Below are 26,066 nucleotides of genomic sequence, written 5' to 3'. Positions count from 1 at the left end.
ATTTTTCAATCGGGGAACTTGCCTATGAAGTCCAGACCAATTCTCGTCATAGAGGTACCGAGCTTTTGTAATAAATTAAGTGCATACTCATAGCGTAATTGTGCGATTACCTCAGCAGGATATGGCTTCATTACCAACCGATGGTTGGCAGCTCGCTCTGGTTTCATAAATTCAAAATTCTTTGTACCCTTCGAAAAATTGCCACCCCTCTTTGCGTATAGCGGATAAACTCTTGGCGAAGATCCTTCCTCGTGCTGACTGTTTATGCAGAAGACTTTGTGCTCGTCGTTGATCCGCAAAAAGATGAACCGATTTGATTGAATTTGTTTATACCAACGGGTCCACCTATCTGCTTTGGCATTCTCCGCTGGCTCCTCGGCTGTTTGGAGACGAACTGCCATAAACGGCATGTCGGTGCCCGTTTCCGGAGATTTCTTCTGTCCCGGAACGAGGTCACATGCAGGAGAAAGACAGATCCAATAATCATCTTCCGTTTTGAAAACGTGGCCTGTTGTAAGGTGAAACCCTTCAACATTCTTGCTGCAAACGAAGGCATTGTGTTCGTTTCGTGCTCGTGCTTGTGTCGTCGGGTCTGCCAAATTTACGTTGAAGTATTCCGCACATACAGCGTTGGAAGTTTGGCCATTATTTGCGTCTGCCTCCACAAGGGAACCGGCAAATTCTTGGACTTCAGGCTTTATAAAGTCAAGCAACAATTCCGTATGACGCGCTAGCGATTCGCCAATGTAAAAATCCCTCGATTCACCATCTTCATCAAGCAACCTTTTGTACCAGTGTGCGAGTACGTTATTGTTACCCAGTGCGTTGCTTTCAGCCGTAACGCCGAATTTCTCAATTTGTGCTCGCAACTTGGCCAAGAAAAGGCGTGAAGGTCTTGGGCGCCAAGCCCTCAGCGCCTTCAACAGCTCATCGAGGAGATCGTCACTGTCCTGTTTTCTGGAAAATGCGATGAACCCGGCGTCCGATCTTATCCATGTTTTTCCGTCACCGGACCAGGACAAGGTAGATTTTGTATCGGGGTTCAATTCAGCTGCGATCTTCTTTTCGTGGCCTCTCATCACAAAAAGAGCAACGCTCGAAATGCTTTCCGCTTGCCATCCTAGATCCTGACATAGCGCTTCAAAATCTGCATACGATGGAGCAAACGGACCGTCGGATGGGGTAGTTGCGACCGGTGGATATTTACAGCCGCACTTTCGAAAGAACAAATATTGTTCATCCTTGATGCTCTCTTGCAGCTTCTGCAAAATTTCACGATCGTCTTCTTCCGCGGCCTGAAGGAGAGTCAGTGCCTCTGTTTCCTGGTCTGGAGTGAGGAATGTCTCAGCTGGTGGCAAGAGTCCCTTCAGCATCTGGCGGAAGGCGATGCTGATATCGTCGGTCCTTGTATGTACCACAATAAGGTTGAAGTGGTGGTTTCCAAGAACCTTGCGGGCAATCTTAATAGCGCGCGATCCATCAGTTTGATCGGTTGGATCCAAATGAAAGTCCAAGACGAGCAAGTCTGATTGATTTAGATAGCCTATGGTTTCCGTTTCGCCATCAAATTCCACATTTTGTCCGTCATGAATGTCGATCATCAATGGACTGTGCGCGTTCCTGAAATTGTCAATGACGCGGCGAAATCGGGCTGGTTCATCCAACCATTTCTTCCTGCCTAAAGGCTCTCGCCTGTTTTCATTTTTTGCAATCTGGTGGTCTGCCATCTCTTCAAACGTTGGATAGTCGTCATCGACAATCAACACTGAACGAATGGGATCGATAAATGCTTCTTTGATGAAATCTCGCTGATGCTCACTCGCCATCGAACTCTGCGCCCCTAAACTCAATCAAAAAATTAGCTCCCGGCAGAGGTAACCCAGTCGTATCAGGTTCATACCTAATTTTGTGCCCGCCTGCTGTTAGATTTGCGCGCGAGAGATAAAGGCCGACACCACGGCCACCTCTGACCTTCTTCGTAAAGAACAGTGTGAAAAGGCTATCCAAGTCCTCGGCCTCTATGCCGGGACCGTTGTCGGAAATGACCACCTCTGAACCATGCACGTCGAATAGGATTCGCCGGTTTTTGTTTTCTCCGACACTCAGCCAATAAATGGCGTTGTTCACCAAGTTTATGAAAACCGGATAGAGGCGAGATTGCTGATCAAATACACGAATATTCTTGAATGTATTGGATGCGCCAAACGTTATATTGTTGTTGGCCAGCGTAATTTTGAAGAAATCGTTGATATAGCCAAAAATCTCCTCACCGGTAATCCATCTTTGAATTTTTTGTCCGGCTAGACGTAGAGGAGACAAGAACCGCAATTGATCGGTCAGACCTTCATAGCCAAACTCAATGTCCTTTGCGGCCTTGCTGGCGCGTACCTCATCCGGAAGACGTCGTAGACCGCTGCCGATAATTTCATCGTAGGATTGAAGCTCATGCCCGACAATTTCAACGGCTATGCCAAGCTGGGCCAAGCTATTCAGACGCTCCAATTCGCTTCGGAGCTCACTCAGCTGCTCCATACCGAATCTGGCCAAATGCTCAAGGTCGATACTTTCCGAAAGACTTTCAAGCGCCCCAATATAAGACTCGAACATATCTGCGTTCTCGGCGTCAAGCATATCCCTCAAGCCTTCCAATAGCTTGGTGGCCTCAACGTAGTTCAGCTCTTGTGTGTTGAATCGATGAATTAGTGGCTTCGCTTCGTCAGAAAACAGCTTGTCCCTGTCTGACGACAGGGTATTGATGCGCTGAAATTCATTTCGCTGGAGTTCCCTGACCTTTTCCTTCCAGCTGCCGAGTCGATCACGCATTTGTTGCGCAATCATTTTGTATCTCTCCTCTAGCGACTTTCCAGGATCAACAGGCCTTATTGCCTCCAGACCGTGGTTGACCGTCTCGGAAATGGAGTCGATGGTCGCCAGCATTGTTCGTGTTTGGTTACGATAGCTTGCAAACTTGTCCTGTAGCGTCCCCAAAGATCCGTCGGGCTTTTCAAGGCGGAAGTGCACAGCACGTATCTTGAAATTATCCAGTGCAGATTGCGCATTCGCTAAATCGGCCTCTGTTTCTATTTTCAGTGTTGTACAAAATATCGATATCTCTCTTAAGAATAGATCTATCTCACTCGCTAGCTTATTTAACCGTATTCGAAAGGACCGTCTTTCTTTTTCGCGCTGTTTGCGCTGCGCTTCTTCAAATCTCTGGGCGTTGTTAGTCTTTCGAATGTTCGGTAGCAGTGTTTTTCGATACTCAGAGGACGAGCCAAAATAACGTCGGGCTGAGAGCATGAGCACATGAGAGACTAATTCTCTCAAGGTTTTCGCCGCTCGATTATCTATTATACCTTCTCGGCCAGCCTTGTCCTTCAAGTTTGGGTTTCGAGCACGGCTAATGGCAATGCGCCCGAACATTTGTCTTTTGTTCCAAAACTCTCGACCAGCACTTCGGGACCTTCTGCTCTCAATCTCAAAGAAGTCGTTGTCTTCACGCCCAAACGGCAACACACGCAAACCGTCCCGATAGACCATGAAGCCAGCATAGCGCTCAGCTAGGTCAAGGAAATGTTGAAATTCTTCTTTTGAATGTGTCGTATTGTTTTGATCAAACTCTATCGCACCAATATATATATCGAATGGTCCAGTTTTGCTGTCAGTACGATCAGGAATATTTAGATTCCTGGGCGGCTCTATCACGCATTCCTCTTGCACCCACTGACCAAACGCTTTCACACGGCCTCGAAAGATGCCCTTTTCATCCATGAACCCGAAAATCTGGTGTTCCATGGGCTGCAAATCTTTAAGACTAAATTGTTTCTCTGTTCCCAAGATCAGAACGGATTTATCGTTATGCCAAACACGAACCGCGTTTGAGAACTGAGGGTCGGTAGCATTGACCTCAACGCTAGATGGATCCCGAAAAGGATCAACAAAACCTGAAAGGGTTTCGAAAAACCGCTTCTTTGTCCTTTCGTCAGAGGTATCAAGAATTTCATTCTGAAGCTGCACTCGCAAGTCATGATTAATTTCGGCAATCAGGAGCGCCGTGCCGTGGCTGCTGTCGTCCGTCCAGACACTCCATTGCTCTAAATGACGTTCTTGAAAATTGAGGCGCTTGATGGAGGTTAGAAGTTCTTCCGAAGGTAACTGGTCCCTATTGGAGGTCCCGTCCCTAACCTCCTCTACGTGCATCGCATCGAATGATGCCCATGCTTCCTTTATGCGTGTGGAGCGTGCGTGGTCAGGGCCGCCAATGACATTTTGGAGAAGCTCATCAACAAGACCCGGAACCTGAGCAAGTAGCTCGACTTTAGTGGAGAACTCGGTAACAGGCAGCTCAATATCGGCAAGATTGAGAAAGGGGTTTTCAAAAAGACGCCAATCAACAAGAGCAGCAACAAAATCGTCATTCTCTCTCTTCGACACGAAAAGAAGAATCGAACCAAGATTTGCACAAGAGAGCCGCCCTATGCCTTTCTGTCCCTGACGCGGCCGGGCGCGCAAACCATTCCGATCCCTGAGAGGTGTTTTATCAATCGCTGCCTTGAACGCTGTGCCAACAACGAGCCAACGACTAATGAACTCATCGCGGTTCATTCCGTGTCCGTCGTCGACGATAGTCGCGATAGGCGGATCTCCGTCGTAAATATTCAACTCGGCATGACGCGCGTACGCATCATATGCATTTTTCCAAAGCTCAGAAACAGCTGTCGGCGTATCTGCAATTTGCTCCCGACCGAGATGATCGACCGTTCTTGCTTTTGTCTGGAACGAAATGCCTTTGATCATACCGGCTCAAGCCCTTTTTCAAGTTCAGCGGGCTTGGTCAGCGTGTTTCCTGATTGCAGCAGAGGTTTGATGTGTTCAATGAGAACTCGCCCGAATTCGACTGGCACTGCATTTCCGATTTGTCGTCCGGCGGCCATCAATCCTCCCTCAAATACAAAAGTATCCGGGAAGGTCTGAATTCGCGCGGCTTGCCGTGCCGTTATCCCATGCGGTTCTGTAGGGTGGACAAATCTTCCCTTTGACGGATTGATGCACGCAGTCGTCATAGTCGGTGCCGGGCCCGAAGGATCAATGCGACCGTAAACGTCTTTGTGACCATCATGATCTTTATGGCAGGCAAGAACACGGCCCGAGTCTCTGCGGCTTCCACCATTCAGAGGTGTATTATTGAAGACCTCAACCAAGTCCCTAGTGTGATTCATGTGAACATCATTGGGATCGCCTTGTGGAGCCGGCGCGAACACAGATCTGCAAGAACTCCACGGCCGCAAGTTCGAATTTTCTCGGCACGCTGTCTCGCTTCCGTGTGTCGGCTCAGGCGGCCAGACAAAATCGTCAGCATTTATATCTTCTCGCAGCCCGAGAACGAAAACGCGCTTTCTTCTTTGCAGCACACCGTAATTCCGAGCATCCAAAACGACCGGTTCGAATATTTTGTAATGAGCTTCCCTGCCCTCTTCAATAAACCTGTTGAGATAATCCCGGTGGCGCGGCCAGAGCATTCCCGGAACATTTTCCATCAAGAATGCTTTGGGGCGGAAGGTCCGAGCAAAATCGAAATAGGTATGAATAAGCTTATTGCGTGGGTCGTTGATGCCGGCGTTATTAATACGATGTGCGGAAAACCCTTGGCAGGGTGGGCCACCCAGCAACAGATCGCATTCCTCGCCTATCTCAAAACGCCCACGTAATTCTTCCTCGGGGGACAGGGACGTGATGTCGGCATCCAGCATCACAGGGAATAAGCTGGAGGCATCGCACAAATTGCGCCGGTATGTCTCTGCGGCATGTTTGTCATTCTCTACGGCCAAACGAACATTGAAGCCCGCCTGCGTTGCTGCAAGCGAAAAACCTCCGGCTCCGGCAAATAAATCGATACAATTCAACATGTTATGGTGCTTTGTGCAAAACTGTAAACCACCATCCAAAAGACGAAACCGCATTCATGCTGACCTCCAAGTTGCACATACTTTGATCGCAGAGCATGAAAATGTCGAGTGCGTCGTCTTATCCTATCGTGCTCCGGTCCACATAGGTCAGCAATAACAGTTAAGGTGATCCTACGCGCCTGCCGATTTGGTGTTCCTAATCACAAGAGCACGCTTAAATTTGCAGCGCATAAATCGCGGCACTCCCCTACCTGCTCCCCAGCGGCCATACAGCAAAAAGGCCCGGTTACCCGAGCCTGTAAGCATTTCAAATCAAAGAAGATTTGGAGCGGGCGAGGCGATTCGAACGCCCGACCCCAACCTTGGCAAGGTTGTGCTCTACCCCTGAGCTACGCCCGCTCATCACCATGTCCGTGGGTAACTCGGACCGGTTGTCCAAGCCGTTCCGGCCCGGACCGGCGCTATATGGCGCAACCTGCTTTCAATTGCAACAGGGAATTTTCAGTCGATTGCACTATATCGCAATCGGGGTCGTTCCGCCGGGCCATTGCAGCGGGTTAGGCTGGCGTTGGCACAGCGGTTCCGCTTTGAAAGACGCAGCCATTGCGCAGAATTGCCGGGTTGCCTATCAAGGATGAAAATCAGGCTGAAGACAGGCGGACTGCTAGAGGTCGCGCTTCAGTGTCACCCGAATTGACGTGTTCATTCCAGCAAGAGTTGATCCCATGCCAAAGACCCGCCAGGAACTTTTCGACTGCCTTGACGCGCTGGGCATTGCGCATCCGACTGTTGATCATGCGCCTGTGTTCACGGTCGCTGAATCCCAGTCCTTGTCTGATGATATTGCGGGGGGGCATACAAAGAACCTGTTCCTCAAGGACAAGAAGGGGGCCTATTTTCTGGTGACGCTCGAAGAAAATGCGGAAGTGAACCTGAAGACGATCCATGGCCTTATAGGGGCGAGCGGGCGGGTTTCCTTCGGAAAGCCGGAAGCGTTGATGGAAAAGCTTGGCGTGACGCCGGGCTCGGTCACCATTTTCTGTGCTATCAACGATCCAGACCATGATGTGACAATCGTCATTGACGCGCCGCTTCTGGAGCACGAGGTTATAAATGCTCATCCGTTGAGCAATGATGCGACGACATCGATAGGGCGTGAGGATCTCAAGCGATTTCTCGCCCATACCGGTCATGAGCCGATGATCTTGAAAGTTTCGGTCTAAAACACGATTTTAAACAAAGATATCTTACAGCAGGCACGGAAACAGACCCATGAGTGACTATGACAATCCCTATGCTGCGTCTTCAGGCGGCCAGATGAGCGGCACGGTGACCTTTGGCGACAAGCCAAAACCGGCTCAAGGCGCTGGCGGCGTTGCGGGTGAGTTGATCTCGGACACCACGACTGCCGATTTCACGGCTGACGTGATCAAGGCGTCCCAGGATGTCACAGTGCTGGTCGATTTCTGGGCGCCGTGGTGCGGACCCTGCAAACAGCTTACCCCGATCATCGAGAAAGTGGTGCGTGAATCCAATGGCCGGGTCAAACTGGTCAAGCTCAATATTGATGATCATCCGGCAATTCCGGGGCAGATGGGGATTCAGTCTATTCCTGCCGTGGTTGCCTTTGCCGGCGGCAAACCGGTTGACGGCTTCATGGGCGCGCTTCCTGAAAGCCAGATCCGTGAGTTCATCGACAAGGTTGCCGGCCCTCCGCCAAAGTCGTCGGCCGAGGACCAGATTGAAGAGATCCTGGCGCAATCGCGTGAAGCGTTCACCGCCGGTGAGGTCGAGGCGGCAGCGCGTGGCTTTGCCGCAATCCTGCAGATGGATCAGACTCATGTCGGTGCGATTGCCGGTATGGCCGGCTGCATGCTGGCCGCCGGCGAACTTGACCGTGCTGAAAAGCTGTTGAGTGCCGTTCCTCCTGAAGATCGTAAGGATCTTGAAGTTGCCTCGGTCTTCAAGCGGCTGGAGATGGCACGGGAAGTTGCCGAACTCGGCGATCCGGTCGAGCTTGAGGCTCGTCTGGCTTCCAATCCGGCGGATCACGAAGCCAGGCTCAAATTTGCCAAGATCCTCAACGCGCAAGGTGATCGCGAATCAGCGGCCGACGAGCTGTTCACGATCATGCGCAAGGACCGGGCCTGGGAAGACGAGGCAGCACGCAAGGTGCTGCTCGAGTTTTTCGAGGCCTGGGGTCCGATGGATCCCGCGACCCTGTCGGCGCGGCGGCAACTGTCATCCCTGCTGTTTTCCTGAGTGCCTGATTCTCAGGCAGGGACTTGAGAATTCGTGATCTTGCTCCACATTTCGGTGTGTGGTGAACATTGAGGCGTAAAGGCATGCAAGTCGGGAACAAATCCTATCGAGTTCAAGCGGATATACCGGAAGTCGTTCCGGTGTTTCCGCTGTCTGGTGCGCTTTTGCTGCCGGGCGCCCAATTGCCGCTCAACATTTTTGAGCCGCGATATCTTGCCATGTTCGATGATGCCATGAGTTCCAACCGGCTGATCGGGGTCATTCAGCCTGCCCTCACCGAGGGAGAAGCCCGCAATGGGCCGGTGCAAGATCTCTGTAGTGTCGGCTGTCTGGGGCGCATTACCTCCTTTTCCGAAACCGGCGATGGCCGCTATGTCATCACTTTGGGCGGGGTTTGCAGGTTCAGGGTTGGTGGTGAACTCGAAAAAGGGCGCAAGCCTTACAGAGTGTGCCGGATTTCGCCTTTCCTTGGCGATCTCGAATCCGATGATGACGGCGCTGAAGTTGACCGGAAAGCGCTGCTTGACAGTTTCAAGGCCTATCTGGAAGCCAATGATCTTGAGGCCGACTGGAATTCGGTCGAGCGGGCGAGCACCCAAACGCTGGTCAATTCACTGTCGATGATGTCACCTTACGGTCCTGCGGAGAAACAGGCGTTGCTGGAAGCGGATAATCTGAGGGTGCGAGCGGAAACGCTGATCGCCATCACGGAGATTGCCCTGGCGCGCGATTCGGACGACTATGCACGGGTTCTGCAATAGGCGTATTCCGCGAGAATGAAAAAAGAGATCGAGCCAGCCAAAATCCTCCGTTCAAGGGGTGCAGTCGATATAAAGATGCTGGAGCTTCTGGTGTGCCCGCTGACCTATGGTCCGCTGGAATTTGACCCGGAGAAGGAGGAGCTGATCTCGGTTCGGGCCAATCTGGCCTATCCGGTCCGTGACGGCATCCCGATCATGCTGGTCTCCGAAGCGCGCCAGCTTCCCGAAGACGAATAGGCCCGAACCGGCTTTATCTCCGTTTGCAGGATGCTTGACCGGCCACAGCGTTTCGCCCAGATATGAGTCAGCCGACCAAATCAGAAAGGCGGATTCGTGTCCAGAAAGGGTGATCAAAGGCGCGAAGCGATCGTCGCAGCTGCGGCGCGCCTGTTCTGGGTGCATGGATTTTCCGCAACCAGCATTGCTGACATCGCTCGTGATGCGGATGTACCGCAGGGCAACATGTTCTACTATTTCCGTACAAAGGCGGATCTGGCCCTGGCGGTGGCGGATGTGTTTGTCGATGAAACCCAATCGCTGACGGTCGAAGCCGAAGCTGCGTCCCGCGATCCGAGAGAGCGCGTAAGGTTCTTGCTGCAGCGGCTCAGTCAATCCAACCGCAGCCGGGTCGACAATGGCTGCCCGATCAGTGCTGCAGTCAGGGATTTTCGCCGCGTGGCACCGGACGCGTCGGCCCGCGCCGGTCAGAGTTTTGAATTGCTGGTCAGTTTCATCGCCCGCGAGCTGCAAAAAACCGGACCCAGACCTTCAATTGCCATGGCCCGGGCGCGTGCCGTGGTGATCGAGTGGCAGGGCGGAATTGCTCTGGCTCACGCATTCAACGACATGACGGTGCTGACCGAAAGCCTTCGCCGAGCCGAACAAAGCCTGCAGATCGCGCCGCAGTAGGAGCATTGACCATCAGGTCAGATGGTCTCGCCGCGCAACAACCGGGGGCCCGACGCGTCCGGGATGCCGGCAGCCTGGTTGATGAAATAGCGCTTCATTGCAGGCATCCTGTCGACCAGGCCTAGGCCAAAATCCCGGATCAGCCGCAACGGGGTGATATCGTTTGAGAACATGCGGGTGAGGAGGTCGCTGGTGACACCCATCCGAACCGTGTCAAACCGCCGCCAGGTCTGATAGCGCTCGAGAACCGTCAAAGACCCGATATCAAGGCCAAGGCGGTTTGCCTCAACAACGGTTTCAGCCAGTGCCGCGACATCGCGGAAGCCGAGATTGAGCCCCTGGCCGGCTACGGGATGGATGCCGTGAGCGGCATCACCGGCCAGTGCCAGGCGCGGCCGGACAAATTCGCGCGCCAGCGTCAATCCGAGCGGAAAAGCCCTGCGGCCGCCTTCGACAGTCAGCGCACCGAGATGATGGCCGAAACGGCGTTCAAGCTCAGCCTCGAAGACAAAATCGTCTTCGGCGACAAGCCGGTTGGCAGCCTCTGTCCGTTCGGTCCAGACCAGAGACGACCGGTTTCCTGTCAGGGGTAGGATGGCGAAGGGGCCAGATGGCAGAAAATGTTCTTCGGCACGGCCATTGTGCGGTCGTTCATGGGCGACCGTGGTTACAATTCCCGATTGGCCATATTCCCAGCGCTGGGTCTTGATGCCCACCATTTCGCGCAAGCTGGATTTGACCCCGTCTGCAGCCACCACAAGCTTCGCAGTGAAGATACGGCCATCCGATGTTTCAACGCGGGCGTCGCATTCGGTGATTTCAAGACCTGAAGCAGCGGCAGACTGGTGGATCGTAATGCCGATTTCGGCAGCCTTTTCGCGCAGGGCTGAAACCATGGCGACATTTGGCGCCATGTGGGCGAAGGGTTCGCCGTCCTCGATAGCGCCATCAAATGTCAGGAACACCGGCCGAACCGGATCTGATGTGCGCGAATCAGTGATGACCATATCGTTGATGGGCTGGGCATTGGGCTCGATCTCGCTCCAGACGCCAAGTGTCGTCAGCAGGCGCTTGGCGCCAGCCGCGATTGCCGAGGCGCGCTGATCCTTGCGCCAGACTTCAGGCGGTGCTGCGTCAATCACGGCGATATCCAGCGAAGGGGCTGCGAGTTTAAGCGCAACGGCGGCCGAAAGGCCGACATATCCGCCGCCACACACCAGAATATCAAGGCTCTGGGTCGTCATCGCATTTTCCTTCTCAATATCTAGGCCCAACATTCCAACCTGGGACACCGGCAATGGTTCCTTCGCGCCAGATATGGCGGCTCCGGTCTTTGCAGCGGCGTCATGACACCGTATACCGCATTGTCATCCTTCAGCCCACCTCTGCGAGAAAACCAAAATGTCGCGCACAGCTCCCACCGCCATGGAACAACTGCTCTCCAGCCTCGATATTGAACGGCTCGAGCAGGACCTGTTCCGCGGAACCAGCCCGCAGGTTGGCTGGCAGCGTGTCTTTGGTGGCCAGGTGATCGGGCAAGCGCTGGTTGCGGCGCAACGCACGATCGGGGCTGACCGGCCAGTACATTCGCTGCATGCGTATTTCATGCGGCCAGGTGATCCTGCCGCCCCCATTATCTACGAGGTTGACCGGATTCGGGATGGCTTGAGTTTTGCTACCCGCTCGGTTGTCGCCATCCAGCACGGCAAGGCAATTTTCTCGCTGTCGGCTTCCTTCCAGAAAGTGGAGGAAGGGCTTGAGTACCAGGACCCGATTCCTGACGTGGCGCAGCCGCAGGACCTGCCGGGCAGGGAACAGATGCGCGAGGCATTTCTGACCGGCGCGCCTGATCACATCCGCAATTACTGGGAGCGTGAGCGGCCGATCGAGGTGCGACCGCTTTCGCTGGAACACTATATTTCCGACCAGAAACTGGATTCGCAGCAGAAAGTCTGGGTCCGGACAACAGGACCGGTGCCCGATGATCACATCATTCAGGCGGCCATTCTGGCTTACCTGTCCGACATGACGCTTCTGGATACGGCCCTGTTCGCCCATGGCCGCTCAGTGTTTGACCGCGATCTGCAGGTTGCCAGCCTTGACCATGCGATGTGGTTTCACCGGCCTTCTAAACTCGATGACTGGCTGCTCTACAGCATGGATTCGCCCAATACGAATGGCTCTCGAGGCTTCACCCGTGGAAGCCTTTATCAGCGCGACGGCACGCTGATTGCCTCGGTGGCGCAAGAAGGATTGATTCGAGATCGGGCAAAAGCCTAATTATTGTGCATAAGTTAATATTTGCCTAATAATTGACCTGCTGTAATTGTGCGGGCCCCACAACTGAATCCAGTTGTCAAATAATGTCCTTTTATATCAACATCTTCACCTGATTTTTCCGAACTGGCACGGCATTTGATTCCGTTAGGTCAGACGGGTGCTCCAACGCGTGTTGGGATGTCTGTCAGGAGAGGCGGCAAAGCCGCGTATAAAAAGGATGGGAAACCAGATGAAAATTGTGATGGCCATCATCAAGCCGTTCAAGCTGGACGAAGTGCGCGAAGCACTGACGGCTATTGGCATTCAGGGCCTGACCGTCAGCGAAGTCAAAGGCTACGGCAGACAGAAGGGGCATACCGAGATTTATCGCGGGACGGAATACGCGGTGAGCTTTCTGCCCAAACTGAAGATTGAAATCGCGGTTGCGACGGATGCGGTCGACAAGGCTGTGGACGCCATCGCGACGTCTGCCAAGACCGGCCAGATCGGCGACGGCAAGATCTTCGTTTACTCGATTGAACAGGCCATGCGTATCCGCACCGGCGAAACCGACGCCGACGCGTTGTAAGGCAACAGGAGACACACCCATGACACTTCAGATGTCACACAAATCCCCGCTTCGGCTCGGGTTGATGGCAGCGGGCGCACTCGCAGCCTTCGCCCTTCCAGCCTTCGCGCAGGATGCAACCCCAGCTGCCGCAGCACCCGAATTTGCAACAGCTGCTGAAACAGCCTTCATTTTCAACACACTCCTGTTCCTCATCGGCGGCTTTCTCGTCATGTGGATGGCGGCTGGCTTTGCCATGCTTGAAGCCGGTCTTGTCCGGTCGAAGAACGTCTCGATGCAGTGCCTGAAAAACATCGCGCTCTATTCGATTGCAGGCGTGATGTTCTGGATCATCGGCTACTCGCTGATGTACACCGACGTCAATGGCGGCTATTTCGGCACGCCAATGCCTTACAGCTGGCCTGATGCCGGCACCGCCAACGAAGGCGATTATTCGGTCGCATCCGACTGGTTCTTCCAGATGGTGTTCTGCGCCACCACGGCGTCGATCGTTTCGGGTACGCTTGCAGAGCGCATCAAGCTCTGGCCTTTCCTGATCTTCACCGTAATCCTGACCGGCGTTCTCTATCCGATCACTGGCTCCTGGCAGTGGGGCGGCGGCTGGCTCAGCGAAGCTGGCTTCTCCGACTTCGCCGGTTCTTCGCTGGTTCACTCGGTCGGTGGCTGGGCAGCTCTCGCCGGTGCGATCCTGCTTGGCGCCCGCAAAGGCAAATACAGCGCAGACGGCAAGGTTACACCGATGCCGGGTTCGTCGATGCCGCTGGCAACGCTCGGCACCTTCATCCTGTGGCTCGGCTGGTTCGGCTTCAACGGCGCTTCGCAGCTGGCTATGGGCACCAATGGCGATGCATCTGACATCAGCCGCATCTTCGCCAACACCAACCTTGCTGCCTGTGGCGGCGTGATTGCGGCGATGATCCTGACCCAGATCCTCTACAAGAAGGTCGACGTCACCATGGCGCTCAACGGCGCGCTTGCCGGCCTGGTCTCGATCACTGCCGAGCCACTGATGCCTTCTCCCCTGACAGCGATCATTATCGGCGCTATCGGCGGCATCATCGTGGTCTTCGCCGTACCGATGCTCGACAAGCTCAAGATCGATGACGTTGTTGGCGCCATCCCGGTTCACCTTCTGGCCGGTATATGGGGTACCTTCATCGTGCCGTTCTCCAACCCGGACATGTCCTACGGAACCCAGATTCTCGGTATCGTCTCGATCGGTGTGTTCACCTTCGTGGCCTCTGGCGTGATCTGGTTCATTCTCAAGTCAACCGTCGGCATTCGTGCCTCGGAAGAAGACGAAATGATGGGTCTCGACATGGCCGAAGTTGGTGTCGAAGCCTACCCGGAATTCACCAAGGGCTGATTGTTCTTCCCAAGAATCCCGTCGGGATGGAGTTCCATCCCAACCTCGGGGCCCGGTTTTCCGGGCCCCTTTTTTTGTTTTAGCCAGCCCTTTTTGCTGATCAAGCCAGCCAGAGACCGCGGCTTACAAAATAGTTTTGATGAATAATAAGCCAACAATTCGAGCTTGTTTGCACAATTATTCAGCAGATTGATGCCTGTGAGGGCTGGTTGCTCGCTGTATCGGCTGTGTTTCCGCGCAAGTGCCGATTGGCACGGCACTTGATAGGGAATTGTCACGCGGGTGCTCCAACGCGTGTTGGGATGTCTGTCAGGAGAGGCGGCAAAGCCGCGTATAAAAAGGATGGGAAACCAGATGAAAATTGTGATGGCCATCATCAAGCCGTTCAAGCTGGACGAAGTGCGCGAAGCACTGACGGCTATTGGCATTCAGGGCCTGACCGTCAGCGAAGTCAAAGGCTACGGCAGACAGAAGGGGCATACCGAGATTTATCGCGGGACGGAATACGCGGTGAGCTTTCTGCCGAAACTGAAGATTGAAATCGCGGTTGCGACGGATGCGGTCGACAAGGCTGTGGACGCCATCGCGACGTCTGCCAAGACCGGCCAGATCGGCGACGGCAAGATCTTCGTTTACTCGATTGAACAGGCCATGCGTATCCGCACCGGCGAAACCGACGCCGACGCGTTGTAAGGCAACAGGAGACACACCCATGACACTTCAGATGTCACACAAATCCCCGCTTCGGCTCGGGTTGATGGCAGCGGGCGCACTTGCAGCCTTCGCCGTTCCGGCCTTCGCGCAGGACGCTGCTGCCACCACAATGGACAAGGGCGACACCACTTTCATGCTGGTCTCGACCATTCTGGTTCTCTTGATGATCCTGCCGGGCCTGGCCCTGTTCTATGGCGGCCTGGTACGTGCCAAGAACATGCTCTCGGTCCTGCTCCAGTGCACGATGATCACCGCCATGGTGATGGTAATCTGGATCTTCTATGGCTATTCGTTCGCCTTCGGCGGATCTGAAAGCGCCTTCTGGGGCGGAACCGCCAAGCTGTTTCTTTCGGGCGTAACTGCCGCCAGCGAAGCCGCCACCTTCTCGGATGGCGTGATGATCCCGGAATACATCTTCATCGCGTTCCAGATGACGTTTGCCTGCATCACACCGGCGCTGATTGTCGGCGCCTTTGCCGAACGCATCCGGTTTTCCGGGCTCATGTTGTTTGTCGCGCTGTGGGTTACCTTCGTCTACTTCCCGATTGCGCATATGGTTTGGGATGCCAACGGCCTGCTGTTCAAGATGGGCGCGCTGGATTTTGCCGGCGGCACGGTCGTTCACATCAACGCCGGCATTGCCGGTCTGATCGGCGCAATCCTGATTGGCAAGCGCACCGGGTTCGGGCGTGACATGATGGCGCCGCACTCGATGACACTGACCATGGTTGGCGCATCGCTGCTGTGGTTCGGCTGGTTCGGCTTCAACGCCGGTTCAAACCTCGAAGCCAATGGTGGCGCCGCGCTTGCGATGATCAACACCTTCACCGCAACCGCTGGTGCAATCCTTGCCTGGACAGTGATCGAAACCATGCATCGCGGCAAGACTTCGCTGCTCGGTGCGGTCTCAGGCATGATTGCAGGACTGGTTGCGGTCACACCGGCGGCCGGCTTCGCCGGCCCGGTTGGCGCCATCGTGCTCGGCGCTGTCGCTTCTGCGGTCTGCTACTACTTTGTCGCAGTGGTGAAGAACAAGTTTGGCTATGACGACACGGCGGACGTGTTCGGCATCCATGGCGTCGGCGGTATTGTCGGCGCTCTTGGTACCGCGATCGTCAACATGCCAAGCCTCGGCGGTGCTGGCGGTGAAGATTACGCCGTTGGATCGCAGTTTGTCATCCAGGCCTCCGCAGTCGGCGTCACCATCCTGTGGTGCGGTATCGTCTCGCTTATCCTCTACAAGGTCGTCGATATGACCATTGGTCTGCGCGTCAGCGTGGAAGACGAACGCCAGGGCCTCGATCTGGCCTCGCATGGCGAAGCGGCCTACCACGGCTGATCAAGCCTGAAGACGGCTTGAAAAAAGACGCGGCCCGGACTTTCGGGCCGCGTTTTTACATTCAGCCTTCCATTTTGCCGGTTCAGCAGCCTGCATGGTTAATGCCACATTAACCCGGGAGTGGTTAGATTTGCCGAAGATGGGTTCGCAAGGGCCCAAAACCCGATTCGGACATTGTGTAACCATGCAGTCAGGCTCTTCTTCCCTCTCGTCGGGCGTTCCTTCGCACAGCACATTGCTGGGCGAACTGGTGCGACGGCAGATCCGGTTTGTCATTGGTCTGGTCATTCTTGCCGGGCTGGCGCTTGCCATCGCGGCACTTGCAACCTGGAATGTCACGGATCCGAGTTTTTCCAACGCGAATGGCGCAGTTGCAGGCAATGCTCTGGGATTCAGCGGTGCCGCATTTGCCGATCTTGTCATGCAGTTTTTCGGGCTGGCGGGCGTCATCGGTCTGCTGCCGGCCCTGTTCTGGGCCATTGGCCTGTTGCGCAATCGTCCCGTCGACCGAATTTCGCGCCGCGCAGCCGCCTGGTTTGGCGGCGCATGGCTGACAGCCGCGCTGTTTGGTCTGCTGCCGCGCTCACAGAGCTGGCCTTTGCCAAACGGGCTCGGCGGCGTGCTCGGCGATATGGCGCTCAAGATCCCGTCTGTGTTTACCGGCGGTTTTCCGTCCGGTCTTGTCGCCGTCATTCTGGGAGTTCTGATTGCGCCGGTGGCGTGTTGGCTGTTGCTCTTTGGCGCCGGCCTAATTGGCCGCGGCACGGATGCCCAAAGCAATGACGCGCCGATCGTGGAAGATGATGTGGATGATTTGGATGAAGCGCCGAGCGGTTCGCTCGTTCTTGGTGCGATCCACCATGCCTGGTTCACCACGCGCGGTCGCATCCGGCGGATGACTGGCCTCGCGAGCCTCAGAAAGCTGCGGGTGATGCCGGATTCCCCGCTTGATCTTAACAGCGAGTATGCCGACGCTGGAGGCGAGCTGTATGAGGGGGTCGCGCGTCCGGTCGGTGACAGGATCGAGCCTGGATTCGCCCCGTTGACGCGGTCGCGACCGGTGCAGGTTGATGATGCGCCGCCATTCGATATTGACGATGAACCGCTTCCCGATGGCGTCCTGTCTGACGACATGGGTGACGACGAGGACCCTGCAGCAGACTGGCGTCCCCAGACTGCGCCTGCCCAGACACGGGTCACCCCGTCTCCACGCATTGCGGCGCCTGCCGAACGGCCCAAGCCCGGCGGGCGGGTTCAACGCGATGCGCAAGGGTCCATGCTTGAGGATCACGGCTTCACGCTGCCATCGGTGCATTTGCTGACCGAGGCGCGCAATGTGGTCAAGGATACCACCCTGTCTCCCGAGGCGCTTGAGCAGAACGCCCGCATGCTTGAAGGCGTGCTGCAGGATTTCGGCGTCAAGGGCGAGATCATTCATGTCCGGCCGGGTCCGGTCGTTACCTTGTACGAACTGGAACCAGCCCCCGGTATCAAGTCCTCGCGGGTCATCGGGCTCGCCGATGACATCGCCCGCTCTATGAGCGCCATTGCCGTGCGTGTTGCGGTCGTGCCTGGACGCAACGCTATCGGCATTGAATTGCCGAACCAGAAACGCGAAACCGTTTACTTGCGCGAATTGATCGCCAGTCGTGATTTCGAGACTTCCAAGGCCAAGCTTGGTCTGGCGCTTGGCAAGACCATCGGCGGCGAGCCGGTGATCGCCGATCTTGCCAAGATGCCGCATGTGCTGGTTGCCGGTACCACCGGCTCGGGCAAGTCGGTTGCCATCAACACGATGATCCTGTCGATCCTCTACAAGATGGATCCGTCAAAGTGCCGGTTGATCATGATCGATCCGAAAATGCTCGAACTGTCGGTTTATGATGGTATTCCGCATCTGCTTACTCCCGTGGTGACAGACCCGAAAAAGGCTGTCGTGGCGCTCAAGTGGACCGTCCGCGAGATGGAAGAGCGCTACAAGAAGATGTCGAAGATCGGCGTCCGAAATATCGACGGTTTCAATTCGCGCGTTGAACAGGCCAAGGCTTCAGGCGAGCCGATCACCCGCACAGTCCAGACCGGTTTTGATCGTCACACCGGTGAGGCTGTGTACGAGACCGAAGAATTCGATCTCACGCCGCTTCCCTATATCATCGTTCTGATCGACGAGATGGCCGACCTGATGATGGTCGCAGGCAAGGATATCGAAGGCGCGGTGCAGCGTCTGGCGCAGATGGCGCGTGCTGCGGGCATCCACGTGATCATGGCGACGCAGCGTCCATCTGTCGATGTCATCACCGGCACGATCAAGGCCAACTTCCCGACCCGGATATCCTTCCAGGTGACCTCGAAGATCGATTCGCGCACCATTCTGGGCGAGCAGGGCGCCGAACAGCTGCTCGGCATGGGCGACATGCTCTACATGGCCGGCGGCGGCCGCATCCAGCGCGTGCATGGGCCGTTTGTTTCGGACAAGGAAGTCGAGGACATCGTTTCGTTCCTGAAGACGCAAGGTGTGCCGGAATATCTTGATTCGATCACCGAGGATGATGACGAGGCCGAAGGTGGCGGCGGTGGTCCGGCAGGAACTTCGAACCTCGCCGACTCGGACGACCCCTATGACCAGGCAGTGGCTATTGTCCTGCGTGACGGCAAGGCCTCGACTTCCTATATCCAGCGGCGGCTTGGAATCGGCTACAACCGCGCCGCCTCGCTGATTGAACGCATGGAAAACGAAGGTGTGATCAGTGCTGCCAATCATGCCGGCAAGCGGGAAATCCTTGTGCCAACGGAAGACGATATCGAGCCGCGCTAGGGTTATCCGAATGAGAAGTTCAGCGTCACACTGGCGCCGCAGTCTTGGCCGAAACAGAGGTCGAAACGAAACGGAGACAGAGATGTCGAAGCAGAGCACTTCCACCACGATTCAACAGCACGATCCGGCTCGCCGCGCCCTCCTGGGCGGAGGCTTGGGCCTGGGACTGACGCTGATGGCTGCTGCGGCTGGTCTTATGGCCTTTCCGGGCAGCGCGCGCTCGGCCGATGCGGCGCAAAGGGTTGCCGATCACTTTGCATCCGTGAAAACCATGACCGGCGAATTCATTCAATTCGGCCCCAATGGCGAGCAGACGGGTGGCAAGTTCTTCATCGAGCGTCCCGGCAAGCTCCGCTTCAACTATGAGGAGCCCTCGGCTGTCCGGGTGATTTCTGACGGGCGGAACGTGGTGATCGGCAATCGAAAGCTGAGGACATGGGATCTTTACCCCTACGGCAAGACACCGCTGAAACTGCTGCTTTCCGACCGGATCGACCTCTCCGGCGAAACAGTGCGCTCGGTCAAGGAAGACCCGGACCTGACGACGATTGTTCTCGGCAACAAGTCGATTTTCGGTGATTCGACCATCAGCATGATGTTCGATCCGACAACCTTTGAGCTGAAGCAGTGGACCATTCGCGATGCCCAAGGCAAGGACACGTCAGTGATGATTTTCAATGTTCAGGCCGGCGTCAAGTTCGCGGCAGATGTGTTCGAAGTGCCTTATGGGCAGATTCAGCCGACAAAGCGTCCAAGTGACGGCTGAGCCAGCGCTGTTTGGGATCGAGTCTTCACTCAATTGTGGATGACGGCTGATTTGCGTCTCATCGCCTGGATCGGCTTGCCCTTGGCTGTCTAATCAGCCACATACAGGCAGGCTCACATCCAAGAAGGCGATCTGATTTGGCGTTTTCCGTTTCGACCTGGAATATCAACTCCGTCCGGCTGCGGCTTCCGCTGGTGCAGCATTTTCTCGAAACCTATCAGCCTGACGTGTTGTGCCTGCAGGAGACCAAGTGTCCCAATGACGCTTTCCCGAGCTCTGCGTTCCGCAAGCTCGGGTATGAGCATATCGCCATTCATGGTCAGAAGGGATACCACGGCGTCGCCATCATATCCCGGTTGCCGCTGAAAGATGACCGGCGCCAGACCTATTGCGCGATCGATGATACCCGAAATGTCTCGGCGATTGTCGAGGTGCCGGGATCAAAGAGGATCCGGATCCACAATTTCTATGTGCCGGCGGGCGGTGATGAGCCGGACCGCGAGATCAATCCGAAATTTGCCCACAAACTCGATTTTGTCGAGCAAATGAAGCTGCTTCATGCCGAGGCAGAACAAGCCGAAGGGGTGTCTTCGATCCTGGTTGGCGATCTCAATATTGCGCCGCTGGAAACCGACGTCTGGTCCCACAAGCAGCTCCTGAAAGTGGTCAGCCACACACCGATCGAGACGGAGAACTTCGTGGCGATGCAGAAGGCCGGGGCCTGGGTCGATCTGATCCGAACCCATATCCCGCCGGAAGAGAAGATCTTCACTTGGTGGAGCTATCGGGCAAAGGACTGGGACACCGCCGACCGGGGTCGACGGCTGGACCACGTCTGGTCTTCGGCTGACCTGGCGCCCGCGCTCAAACGCATTGATGTATTGCGTGAGGCACGCGGCTGGGAACGGCCATCGGATCATGTGCCGGTAACTGCACATTTTGAGTTATAGGCCTCAAGCAGGCTCAGTTGGCGAAGCGCCCGGCAACCTTGCCAAGGTCGGCATTGAGCGCCGCCAGATTTTCGTCGATGCGTTGGCGCACAATGGTGGCGATGTCAGGATATTCCTCCAGCATGCGGCGGAACAGCGGCCGGTTGATGCGGATAACCTCGGCATTGTCAGGCGCAATCGCGGTCATCGACCGGTTGACGGATGTGACCATCGCCAGTTCACCGAGCAGGGTGCCGCGTTCAGCGAAACCGAGCGAGACCGCGTGACCATCCTTGCCTGCCCGTGACAGCTCGAAACGACCATCCGCGACCACAAATGCGCAATCGGCGGGGGTGCCCTCGCGAAACAGCATCTGGCCGGCCTGCATCCTTCGCCGTTCCGCACCAAATGCTATCAGCCGCAGCTTGTCCTCGCTGATATCGCGGAACAGCGGCACAATCGAAAGCAGGGCAATGTCGTCATTCAGAGCCACGGATGCACTCCTTGAAAGCCAGTGTCAGGGAAGGCGAGTTTCAGGGCCAGCCTGGCTGACATCATGGGATGATCTTGTAGCCACCGCTTTCGGTCACCAGAATCTCGGCGTTCGAGGGATCCGCCTCGATCTTCTGGCGCAGGCGATAGACGTGGGTTTCGAGTGTATGGGTGGTAACACCTGAATTGTAGCCCCAGACTTCTTCCAGCAGAACGTCACGGGTGACCACTTTCTGATCGGCCCGATAAAGATAGCGGATAATGGCCGCTTCCTTTTCGGTCAGCCTGATCTTGGCGCCCTTTTCATCAAGCAGCAGTTTCTGGCTCGGCTTGAAGGTGTAGGGACCAACGGTGAATGTCGCGTCTTCGCTCTGTTCATGCTGGCGCAGCTGGGCGCGAATGCGGGCCAGCAGAACCGCGAATCGAAACGGCTTTGTGACGTAGTCATTGGCGCCGGCCTCAAGCCCGAGGATGGTGTCGGAATCGGTGTCGTGGCCGGTGAGCATGATGATCGGCGACTTGAAGCCACCCTTGCGCAGCAGCTTCACCGCTTCGCGCCCATCCATGTCAGGCAGACCGACATCCATGATCAGAAGGTCGACATGTTCATTTCTTGCCGCCTGCACACCCTTGGTCGCGGATGATTCCTGGGAAATAGCAAATTCCTCATACAGAGAAAGCTGCTCGACAAGGGTTTCTCTGAGGTCATTGTCATCATCTACCAGCAGGATCGAGCGAGCGGTCATTGCGGCTTCCTTCTTCGTACAGGCATCAACGCCGGAACGGTCCGGCGCCAGAGATGGTGTCATATGGCATTGTGTTCCTGTTTAGGCACTTTCGACGCAAGGGCAAAGTGCTAAATAGGTGTGCCAAGTCACAGCAGGAGCACTTGATCGTGAGGTTGATGTTACAAAAACGGCCGCTCAAGCGTTGTAGGCCACGCGAGGTCGTGGTGCGACCTTCGCCAACCGACCGGTTGAGAGGCTTGGTCAGGATCGGGCCGCTGACTTTGCAGGCAGCTCTTGGAAGGGGTGGCGTTACTTCGTTCAAGCGGGAAGGTGATGGCGGCACGCCGCGTGCGGCGATGGCCGTTCTGTCGGGGTTCCGACGCGGCGGCATGTTGACGCCGGACCATTCGGGGCTGCCTTTGCAGCGAGTCGGGAAAAAGGATGGTTGGTGCGATGCCCCGGGCCACGCAGCCTACAACCGGCATGTCCGGCTGCCATTTGCCGACAGCCATGAAACACTTCTGCGCAATGATGTGCTCTATGATTTCGGCTTTGTGCTCGACTGGAATATTCGCACGCGACGGCGCGGGGCGGGCAGCGCCATCTTTCTGCATGTCGCCAAACCGGGCTTCCCGCCGACGCAAGGCTGCATTGCGCTCAAGCGCCGCGACATGCTGAGAATCATGCCGTTCCTGCGGCGCGGGACCGTTTTCCGCGTTATCTAGCCAGCGGTTGGGGTGACGTCAGATCCTGACCAAAGCGCTTTTAGCGGTGGTTGATCGGCATAGTGGTGAAGATGAAGCTGAACCAGATAAATAGCCAGAAACCGCTGTGTGCCGAAGCGTAATCTGGCTTGGCCTGAGAGGGGAAATGACCACTTCAGCGACGAAGGACAGAACCAACTCCATGACGAACGATTGATCGAGCTGTCTTAACGAGGAGCTTTTGACCGATGTGCCTCGACATAAGAACGCAGAACAGCATTCATCCGTGTGAGGTGCCCTTTTCCTTGGGCCTTGAAAAACTCAAGGATATCGGAATCGACACGCAAGCTGATGGCCTCTTTGGTTTTGGTATGATTGACCAGTTCAGCATCATCCCAAAAGTCCTTTGGCAGATCTGTCGTGGTTTCTGCATTGCCGGAAGGGTGCGTTTCGCCCCTTTCCTTCATCATGCGCAGGTCGCTAAGACCTCCTTTTTTCATATTCGTCTCGGTCATCCTGACCTCCTTTCCACGCTGTTATGAGGCGATAAACATCGTCCCTCTTGGTATAAACAACGATGTAAACCTCGCCGTCGGCCATACCCAAAGCAATCATTCGCTTTTCACCGTAATCCCTGCGTGTGTCTTCCTTTTCCAAAACGTCATTTTCAAAAATGAGAGCCGCCTCTAGAAGGTCGACACCGTGCTTTTCGTAAATTTCAGTACGCTTGGTTTCGTCCCATTCGAATTTCATTTTCTTGTCCTCGATAACCAAATATTTGAATATTATTCATGAGCTTATTCCTTCTGCGGCTGCCACAATTGGCACTAACACTTCGCAAGGCGTACCGACGCTGCGACAAAAATTGTATATACGAATTGTGTATACAAGACAAGATGGAATTATCACAGCCTCACGCAGTGAAGCGAAATACCGAGGTCCGCTTGATTTCGCTGTCTTCCAAAGCGCGGGTGACCGGCACCATGTAGGTGGCCAGCAGCTCCATCCCGTTGCGCGGACAGTAGGAGCGGCCGGGATCGCCGATGAGCACCAGAGCGTCGCGCCTTGCCAGATCTGAAAACCAGGGAAGGATCAGTGCAGTCATGGACTGGTCGTAAAATACGTCCCCCGCAAGGATCACATCCCAGCCCGCATCCGTTCCGACAAGGTCCGATTGGCTGATCCTGAAGTCTACGCCGTTGGCTTGCGCGTTGAGGCGGGCTGCGGTTGCCGACCAGGGATCGATATCGGCGGCGGTTACGCTTACAGCGCCCGCGCATTTTGCGGCGATGGCAACAAGCCCGGAACCAGAGGCGAAATCCAGGACCGATTTGCCTTCGACCAATCCCGGATTGTCGATGATGTGACGCGCCAGACCCTGTCCGCCGGCCCAGGCAAAGGCCCAGAACGGCGGCGGCAAGCCCAGTGCATCAAGCTCTTCTTCGGTCTTGAGCCACAATTCATGGGCTTCATCGGCCAGATGCAGGCGGATTTCGGGCACATGCGGTGGCGAGCCAAGCGCCGTGTTTGCACGGATGAAGCTTTCCGGGTCGGTTTTCATCACCATGGCCCGGGGTTCTGGCATCACTCGGGTGATTTTGGCGGATTGTCGAGATTGCCCATGCGGCAGACCTCGAGATACTCCGCCTCGGTTACCGGCTGGACCGACAGCCGCATCGACGTCACCAGGCTCATATCCGAAAGCTTAGGGTTTGCCTTGACATCCTTGAGCGTGACCGGCTTCGGCATGTCACACACCGCACGAATATCGACGCACTCCCAGCGCGGATCGTCGATGGTGGTGTCCGGATGGATCAGCGCGCAAACTTCCGCTATGCCGACGACTTCGAGGCCTTCATTGGAATGGTAGAAGAACGCCTTGTCGCCCAATTTCATGGCACGCATGTTGTTGCGGGCCTGATAGTTGCGGATACCGTCCCACTGTTCGCCGGTGTCGCCCTTGGCCTTCTGCATTTCCCAGGACCATTTGAACGGCTCTGACTTGAACAACCAATAGGCCATCTCAAGCCTCCGGGTTCTTGAAGGTCCAGTTGAAGGCGCGGATCTCTGTCGAGGCAAACAGGCCCGCGATCGCATAAGGATCAGCTGCTGCAATGGCCTCGGCTTCCTTCATGTCGCTGGCTGCAATAACCAGCAGGCTGCCGATCGGCTTCTCGTCATCGCCCAGCAAAGGGCCTGCCATCTTCAAGACGCCGCTGGCTTCGATGCTCTTGAGATACTCGACATGGGTCGGGCGGGTGGCCATCCGCTTTTCGAGGGAGTTGGGGTGGTCTTTGCACATCAGGGCGTAAAGCATGGGATCTCCATCAGAGGTGAGGCGGGCATGGCCGGAATTGAGAGCATTCTATGCCCTGCCCGGCTGGCGGTTTCAATACCGGGTCAGGCCTTCGCGCCACGTTTGCCATGCCCAATCACAGCCTTGGCGGTCTGATCGAGCGGCCATCGCGAACGGGGGGCGAGATCGAGCTCATCGGTTGGAAGGCCGGCAGCCAGCCGTTCGGCGCCTGCCCAGGCGATCATCACGGCATTGTCTGTGCACAGATTGAGCGGCGGCGCGATGAACTGGAACCCTGCTTTCGAGGCGCGGGTCTCAAGGGTGGCACGGATCGCCTTGTTGGCAGCAACACCGCCTGCCACCACAAGAGCGGGCTTCGATTCGGCTCCGAAACGCTCGGAAAAGCGCTCCAGCGCCATCGAGATCCGGTCATCAATGCTTGATGTGACCGATGTCTGGAAAGCCAGGCACAGATCGGCAATGGTCTGCTGTGATAGCGGTGCCTGCTCTTCGGCCATCTGCCGCACCGCGGTCTTCAGGCCGGAGAAGGAAAAATCGAGCCGTGGGTCTTTTCGCATCGGTACCGGCAGCCGGAAGCGCTTGGGCTCGCCCTCAAGTGCTGCCTGTTCAACCGCCGGGCCGCCGGGATAGCCGAGACCGAGCAGTTTCGCGGTCTTGTCGAAAGCCTCACCAAGCGCGTCGTCGATGGTGGTGCCCCAGCGCTCATAATTATTGACGCCCTTGACCAGAACGATCTGGGTGTGCCCGCCAGACACCAGCAGCAGCAGATAGGGAAACGCCACATTGTCGGTCAGACGGGCGGTCAGCGCATGGCCCTCAAGATGATTGATCCCGATAAAGGGTTTGCCCGAAGCCATGGCGATGGCTTTGGCGGTCATCAGCCCTACCATCAGCCCGCCGATCAGGCCCGGCCCGGAGGTGACCGCGACCGCGTCGATGTCAGCCAGCGCAACGCCGCTTTCCTCGAGAGCCTGATTGACCAGCCGGTCGAGGGTCGAAACATGGGAGCGGGCGGCAAGCTCGGGCACCACGCCGCCAAAGGCGGAATGGAGATCAAGCTGGCTCAGCACGACGTCGGACATTATCTGGCCTGAACCGTCGGGGAGGCGGCGCACCACCGATGCCGCGGTTTCATCGCAGCTTGTCTCGATTCCCAGAATGTCCATGCTGCGGATGCCCATGCTTGTCTTTGATGCTGACTTCAGCCCAG

At 55.9% G+C, this 26,066-nt stretch carries 26 protein-coding genes and 1 tRNA gene; 14 read left to right on the top strand and 13 right to left on the bottom strand.

From position 1 onward, the window contains the following. Window positions 1-5 precede the first annotated feature (5 nt). The 4 genes from WNZ14_RS03470 to WNZ14_RS03455 all read right to left on the bottom strand — a co-directional run bounded on the left by WNZ14_RS03470 (window position 6) and on the right by WNZ14_RS03455 (window position 6,305). Window positions 6-1,826 carry a response regulator receiver domain gene (locus tag WNZ14_RS03470; RefSeq protein ID WP_342867203.1) on the bottom strand — a complete coding sequence of 607 codons (1,821 nt, stop codon included), beginning with the start codon at window positions 1,824-1,826 and terminating at the stop codon, window positions 6-8. Next, window positions 1,816-4,797, bottom strand: coding sequence for a sensor histidine kinase (locus WNZ14_RS03465; RefSeq protein ID WP_342867202.1), 2,982 nt, complete (start codon window positions 4,795-4,797; stop codon window positions 1,816-1,818). Before WNZ14_RS03465 ends, WNZ14_RS03470 begins: the two co-directional genes overlap by 11 nt. Beyond that, window positions 4,794-5,960 (bottom strand): DNA cytosine methyltransferase, encoded by a 1,167-nt coding sequence (locus WNZ14_RS03460; RefSeq protein WP_342867201.1) that lies wholly within the window; start codon window positions 5,958-5,960, stop codon window positions 4,794-4,796. Before WNZ14_RS03460 ends, WNZ14_RS03465 begins: the two co-directional genes overlap by 4 nt. 270 nt (window positions 5,961-6,230) lie before the next feature. After that, window positions 6,231-6,305 (bottom strand) — tRNA-Gly (locus tag WNZ14_RS03455). 326 nt (window positions 6,306-6,631) lie between these two features. Between WNZ14_RS03455 and WNZ14_RS03450 the strand changes: the two genes are divergently transcribed. The 5 genes from WNZ14_RS03450 (at window position 6,632) to WNZ14_RS03430 (ending at window position 9,838) form a co-directional block, all read left to right on the top strand. Continuing rightward, window positions 6,632-7,129 (top strand): prolyl-tRNA synthetase associated domain-containing protein, encoded by a 498-nt coding sequence (locus tag WNZ14_RS03450; protein WP_342867200.1) that lies wholly within the window; start codon window positions 6,632-6,634, stop codon window positions 7,127-7,129. A gap of 49 nt (window positions 7,130-7,178) precedes the next feature. Next, the gene (gene trxA / locus WNZ14_RS03445; RefSeq protein ID WP_342867199.1) at window positions 7,179-8,168 is read left to right on the top strand and encodes a thioredoxin; all 990 of its coding nucleotides are present in this window, start codon (window positions 7,179-7,181) and stop codon (window positions 8,166-8,168) included. An 83-nt stretch (window positions 8,169-8,251) separates the two neighbouring features. After that, complete coding sequence (locus WNZ14_RS03440) at window positions 8,252-8,929, top strand: LON peptidase substrate-binding domain-containing protein (protein ID WP_342867198.1); 678 nt, start codon at window positions 8,252-8,254, stop codon at window positions 8,927-8,929. 15 nt (window positions 8,930-8,944) lie between these two features. Beyond that, window positions 8,945-9,166, top strand: coding sequence for a Trm112 family protein (locus WNZ14_RS03435; RefSeq protein WP_342867197.1), 222 nt, complete (start codon window positions 8,945-8,947; stop codon window positions 9,164-9,166). Window positions 9,167-9,262: 96 nt separating this feature from the next. Continuing rightward, on the top strand, window positions 9,263-9,838 hold the full coding sequence (locus tag WNZ14_RS03430; protein WP_342867196.1) for a helix-turn-helix domain-containing protein: 576 nt from the start codon (window positions 9,263-9,265) through the stop codon (window positions 9,836-9,838). 17 nt (window positions 9,839-9,855) lie between these two features. On the opposite strand, the gene WNZ14_RS03425 is transcribed toward WNZ14_RS03430, so the two are convergent. After that, window positions 9,856-11,082, bottom strand: a complete 1,227-nt coding sequence (locus WNZ14_RS03425) for a ubiquinone biosynthesis hydroxylase (protein WP_342867195.1) — start codon at window positions 11,080-11,082, stop codon at window positions 9,856-9,858. Between the two features lie 157 nt (window positions 11,083-11,239). Between WNZ14_RS03425 and tesB the strand changes: the two genes are divergently transcribed. The 8 genes from tesB to WNZ14_RS03385 all read left to right on the top strand — a co-directional run bounded on the left by tesB (window position 11,240) and on the right by WNZ14_RS03385 (window position 20,636). After that, the gene (gene tesB, locus WNZ14_RS03420; protein ID WP_342867194.1) at window positions 11,240-12,118 is read left to right on the top strand and encodes an acyl-CoA thioesterase II; all 879 of its coding nucleotides are present in this window, start codon (window positions 11,240-11,242) and stop codon (window positions 12,116-12,118) included. Between the two features lie 217 nt (window positions 12,119-12,335). Further along, window positions 12,336-12,686, top strand: coding sequence for a P-II family nitrogen regulator (locus WNZ14_RS03415; RefSeq protein WP_342867192.1), 351 nt, complete (start codon window positions 12,336-12,338; stop codon window positions 12,684-12,686). Window positions 12,687-12,705: 19 nt separating this feature from the next. Beyond that, window positions 12,706-14,052 carry an ammonium transporter gene (locus WNZ14_RS03410; RefSeq protein ID WP_342867193.1) on the top strand — a complete coding sequence of 449 codons (1,347 nt, stop codon included), beginning with the start codon at window positions 12,706-12,708 and terminating at the stop codon, window positions 14,050-14,052. 342 nt (window positions 14,053-14,394) lie between these two features. Continuing rightward, window positions 14,395-14,745, top strand: a complete 351-nt coding sequence (locus WNZ14_RS03405) for a P-II family nitrogen regulator (RefSeq protein WP_342867192.1) — start codon at window positions 14,395-14,397, stop codon at window positions 14,743-14,745. Between the two features lie 19 nt (window positions 14,746-14,764). Next, window positions 14,765-16,105, top strand: coding sequence for an ammonium transporter (locus WNZ14_RS03400; protein ID WP_342867191.1), 1,341 nt, complete (start codon window positions 14,765-14,767; stop codon window positions 16,103-16,105). 184 nt (window positions 16,106-16,289) lie between these two features. Next, on the top strand, window positions 16,290-18,920 hold the full coding sequence (locus tag WNZ14_RS03395; protein ID WP_342867190.1) for a DNA translocase FtsK: 2,631 nt from the start codon (window positions 16,290-16,292) through the stop codon (window positions 18,918-18,920). Window positions 18,921-19,002: 82 nt separating this feature from the next. Then, entirely contained in the window at window positions 19,003-19,686 is a 684-nt protein-coding gene (locus WNZ14_RS03390) for an outer membrane lipoprotein carrier protein LolA (protein WP_342867189.1), read from the top strand. A gap of 137 nt (window positions 19,687-19,823) precedes the next feature. Next, window positions 19,824-20,636, top strand: coding sequence for an exodeoxyribonuclease III (locus WNZ14_RS03385; protein ID WP_342867188.1), 813 nt, complete (start codon window positions 19,824-19,826; stop codon window positions 20,634-20,636). 13 nt (window positions 20,637-20,649) lie between these two features. On the opposite strand, the gene WNZ14_RS03380 is transcribed toward WNZ14_RS03385, so the two are convergent. Next, window positions 20,650-21,108, bottom strand: a complete 459-nt coding sequence (locus WNZ14_RS03380; protein WP_342867187.1) for a cyclic nucleotide-binding domain-containing protein — start codon at window positions 21,106-21,108, stop codon at window positions 20,650-20,652. 61 nt (window positions 21,109-21,169) lie between these two features. Continuing rightward, entirely contained in the window at window positions 21,170-21,853 is a 684-nt protein-coding gene (locus WNZ14_RS03375; protein WP_342868499.1) for a response regulator transcription factor, read from the bottom strand. Window positions 21,854-22,011: 158 nt separating this feature from the next. Here WNZ14_RS03375 and WNZ14_RS03370 point away from each other — a divergent pair, with 158 nt between their 5' ends. Next, the gene (locus WNZ14_RS03370) at window positions 22,012-22,560 is read left to right on the top strand and encodes a L,D-transpeptidase family protein (protein ID WP_342868498.1); all 549 of its coding nucleotides are present in this window, start codon (window positions 22,012-22,014) and stop codon (window positions 22,558-22,560) included. Window positions 22,561-22,766: 206 nt separating this feature from the next. Here WNZ14_RS03370 and WNZ14_RS03365 read toward each other — a convergent pair whose 3' ends face one another. The 6 genes from WNZ14_RS03365 to tsaD all read right to left on the bottom strand — a co-directional run bounded on the left by WNZ14_RS03365 (window position 22,767) and on the right by tsaD (window position 26,022). Then, window positions 22,767-23,054 carry a BrnA antitoxin family protein gene (locus WNZ14_RS03365; RefSeq protein ID WP_342867186.1) on the bottom strand — a complete coding sequence of 96 codons (288 nt, stop codon included), beginning with the start codon at window positions 23,052-23,054 and terminating at the stop codon, window positions 22,767-22,769. Further along, entirely contained in the window at window positions 23,020-23,292 is a 273-nt protein-coding gene (locus WNZ14_RS03360; RefSeq protein ID WP_342867185.1) for a BrnT family toxin, read from the bottom strand. Before WNZ14_RS03360 ends, WNZ14_RS03365 begins: the two co-directional genes overlap by 35 nt. A gap of 160 nt (window positions 23,293-23,452) precedes the next feature. Beyond that, window positions 23,453-24,100 (bottom strand): methyltransferase, encoded by a 648-nt coding sequence (locus tag WNZ14_RS03355; RefSeq protein ID WP_342867184.1) that lies wholly within the window; start codon window positions 24,098-24,100, stop codon window positions 23,453-23,455. Between the two features lie 23 nt (window positions 24,101-24,123). Beyond that, window positions 24,124-24,561: an EVE domain-containing protein gene (locus tag WNZ14_RS03350; RefSeq protein WP_342867183.1), complete on the bottom strand. Its 438-nt coding sequence runs from the start codon at window positions 24,559-24,561 to the stop codon at window positions 24,124-24,126. 1 nt (window position 24,562) lies between these two features. Next, complete coding sequence (locus WNZ14_RS03345; protein ID WP_342867182.1) at window positions 24,563-24,856, bottom strand: YciI family protein; 294 nt, start codon at window positions 24,854-24,856, stop codon at window positions 24,563-24,565. 83 nt (window positions 24,857-24,939) lie between these two features. After that, window positions 24,940-26,022: a tRNA (adenosine(37)-N6)-threonylcarbamoyltransferase complex transferase subunit TsaD gene (tsaD, locus tag WNZ14_RS03340; protein ID WP_342868497.1), complete on the bottom strand. Its 1,083-nt coding sequence runs from the start codon at window positions 26,020-26,022 to the stop codon at window positions 24,940-24,942. Window positions 26,023-26,066: the final 44 nt, after the last annotated feature.

The sequence above is a fragment of the Hoeflea sp. AS60 genome, assembly GCF_038900115.1.
GTDB lineage: Bacteria > Pseudomonadota > Alphaproteobacteria > Rhizobiales > Rhizobiaceae > Hoeflea.
The sequence above is the reverse complement of the archived record's forward strand: the minus strand, read 5'-3'. Positions and strand labels throughout refer to the sequence as shown.